We start from the raw sequence: 2,619 nt of genomic DNA on the forward strand, positions 1-2,619 counted from the left end.
TTTTCCCTCTCGCGCGGGGGGCCGGGGGATTGTGTCATGCCCGCCCCCTCAGATCGCGATGCCGAAGCGCCCCAGCCGGGCGATCACCCGGGCGTGGAAGGCGTCGAGCTCGGCGGGGGTGAGCACGCGGTCGGCGCTGCCGGCGGCGGCCAGGTCCATGCTGCTCGCCGCCCCGCTGTGCGAGGCCCCGATGCGCAGGCGCTGCGCGGTGATCGCCAGCGGGTCGGTGATCGGGGCGCTCGCGCTGGTGCCGGTGGTGAGGTTGCGCAGCACCATCTCGGACGCCGACACGGTGAGGGCAGCGAAGAGCCAGGTGCCGGCAATGTTCGCCCCGGCCGAGACCGGGCCGACCGGCACCGGGCTGCCGTCGTCATCGGCGGTGGTGGTGGCCTGCAGCACCCGGCTGGTCGCACTCGCCGAGGCGAAGATCGAGGTGCCGCGCCCGAGCGTCGCCCCCTGCCCGAAGGTGCCGATGATGTGGCCCAGCACGTTCTCCGCCGGCGCGCGGACCGCGGCGAAGAGGGTGAAGGCGGCGCCGAGCGTCACCTCCGCCTCGAGGAAGGCGCTGCCGTTGCGGAAGGTGGTGAAGCCGGGCCCGTGCTCCGGCGTGCCGGTGAGCGCGGGCGCGGGCCCGCCGGCGAGGTTGCGGCGCAGCACCTCCTCGGCGCCGAAGAAGTTGAAGTAGGTGATGCCGTCGCTCACCGGCATCACGTAGAGGCCGGAGGCGGCGTAGCTCGCCTCGGAGAGGATCAGGCGGGAGTTGTCCATGGGTATTGCCTCACAGGGTCAGGAGAAGATCGCCCAGCGGCACGGCCTTGTGGTAATAGGCCGGGCCGCCGAAGTGCAGGCCGTCGTTGCGCTCGCCGTCCTCGGTGAGCTGGGCGGCGGTGCCGGCGCGCAGGCCGGTGTCGAGGTATGGCAGCGCGTTGTCGACCGCGAGCTGCAGCATCGCGGCGCGGTAGTCCTCCCAGGGCACGGTGCGGCTGCCCTGCTCGGGGGTGAGCGGGCCGAGCAGCACCACGTCGGCCCCGGTGCCGCGCAGGGCGGTGACGAGGGTCTGCATCTGCGCGGTGTAGTTCGCCACCGGAGCGCTGCCGTTGAACTCGTTGAGCCCGAGCTCGATCACGAACAGATCGGCGCCCGAGGCGCGGAGCGCGGCCTGCGGCGCCCAGGGCGTGGCGGTGTCGTTCCAGTGGCTCGCCCGCCAGCCGCCGCGGGCCATGAGCTGGATCTCGACGGCGGGGGCGCGCGTGTCGCGGGTGCCGGCCGCGCCGATGCGCACCGTGCCGGCGACGCGGCGGATCACCAGCGGCTCGGCCCCGCGCGAGGGCGCGGCCCAGGTGAGGCGCACCAGTTCGCCGTCCGCCGGGGCGTACTCGGTGGTCTCGCCGCCGTTGCTCACGGTGAACACGGCGCCGCTGCCGCCGCCCGCCCAGATCTCCGCCTCGTCCCAGGTCGCGCCGAAGTCGAAGGCGAGCGGCTCGGTGGTGGTGGCATTCTCGAGCATCTCGCCGAACATCAGCCCGGGCGAGATCGCCCAGCCCGCGCCGGGCGAGACCACGCCGGGCCAGTAATCGGCGAAGTCGGTGGTGGCGGTGCCCGCTCCCCAGAGCGAGGTGCTGCGCGCCCCGCAGGCCAGCCGCGGGCCGATGATGCGCTCGAGCAGTGCCGGGTAGGACCAGGGCCGGTAGGGCCCGGGGCTGAGCCGGGCGCCCACCCCGAGGGTGTTGCTGTCGCCCACGCAGGCGAGGCGGGCGGGCCGGACCCCCATCTGCGCCTGCGCCAGCGCGTGGCGCCAGCGCCGCAGGATCGGCCGCCCGGGCAGGTAGACGCCCGAGCGCGCCACCTCCGCCAGCGGCAGGGCGGCCGCCACCTGCGCGGGGCTCGGGTCCGGCGCCGGGGCGGGTTCGGGCGCCGGGGTGATCTCCTGCCCCATGAGCAGCAGCCGCCCGGCAGCGGTGAGGCGCAGGCCGACGAAGCCCTCCGCGTCGGCGATGGTGAGATCGCCGCCGGGCTCGACCCCGAGCCGCATGCTGCCGAGGCGCAGGGCGCGGCCGAGCTCCACCTCGCCGCTCGCGCGCGCCCGCATCGCGATGAAGCCCTCGGGGTCCTGCAGGGAGAACTCCGCCCCGAAGCCGAGCTGCACCCAGGCGGTGGAGACGCCCTCCCCGAGCGCGACCGCCGGGGTGCGCAGGGTCTCGCCCAGCTCGAAGAGCGCGGTCTTCAGCCCGCCCTGCGCGGTGGCGATGGTGTTGGCCCAGCCCTCGCCGTCGATCACCGCCCAGGCGATGTCCCCGCCGCCGCTGCCGCCGCGCAGCTCCACCCGCTCTGCGAGCACCGCGCGCATGGCGGCGCGGCCGATGCTGCCGACCTGGTAGCGCGGGGTCTCGCCGCCGATGCCGCGAGGCACGAAGGTGACCATGTCGCCGCGCAGGATCTCGCCCTCGCCCAGCGGCGCGCCGCGCTCGCCTGCCACCGGCACCGGGGCGAAGCCCCCGATGCGCAGCGTGGCGCCGGCCGGCAGCGTCTCGGAGGCGTAGAGCGTGACCTTGGAGATCTCCGGCAGGGCCGCCGGCTGGTAGGCGCCGAGCACCTCGCAGGCCACCTCCGCGCCCGAGA

General features: G+C 75.4%; 2 protein-coding genes. Both read right to left on the reverse strand.

All coding sequences use genetic code 11. From position 1 onward, the window contains the following. Nucleotides 1-48: 48 nt before the first annotated feature. The gene (locus D3P35_RS25645) at nucleotides 49-768 is read right to left on the reverse strand and encodes a hypothetical protein (protein WP_118138765.1); all 720 of its coding nucleotides are present in this window, start codon (nucleotides 766-768) and stop codon (nucleotides 49-51) included. 10 nt (nucleotides 769-778) lie between these two features. Continuing rightward, nucleotides 779-2,619: SGNH/GDSL hydrolase family protein (locus D3P35_RS25650; protein WP_157982344.1), on the reverse strand; the 1,841-nt coding region annotated here is incomplete at its 5' end.

The sequence above is a fragment of the Oceanicella sp. SM1341 genome (assembly GCF_003448965.1).
GTDB lineage: Bacteria > Pseudomonadota > Alphaproteobacteria > Rhodobacterales > Rhodobacteraceae > Paroceanicella.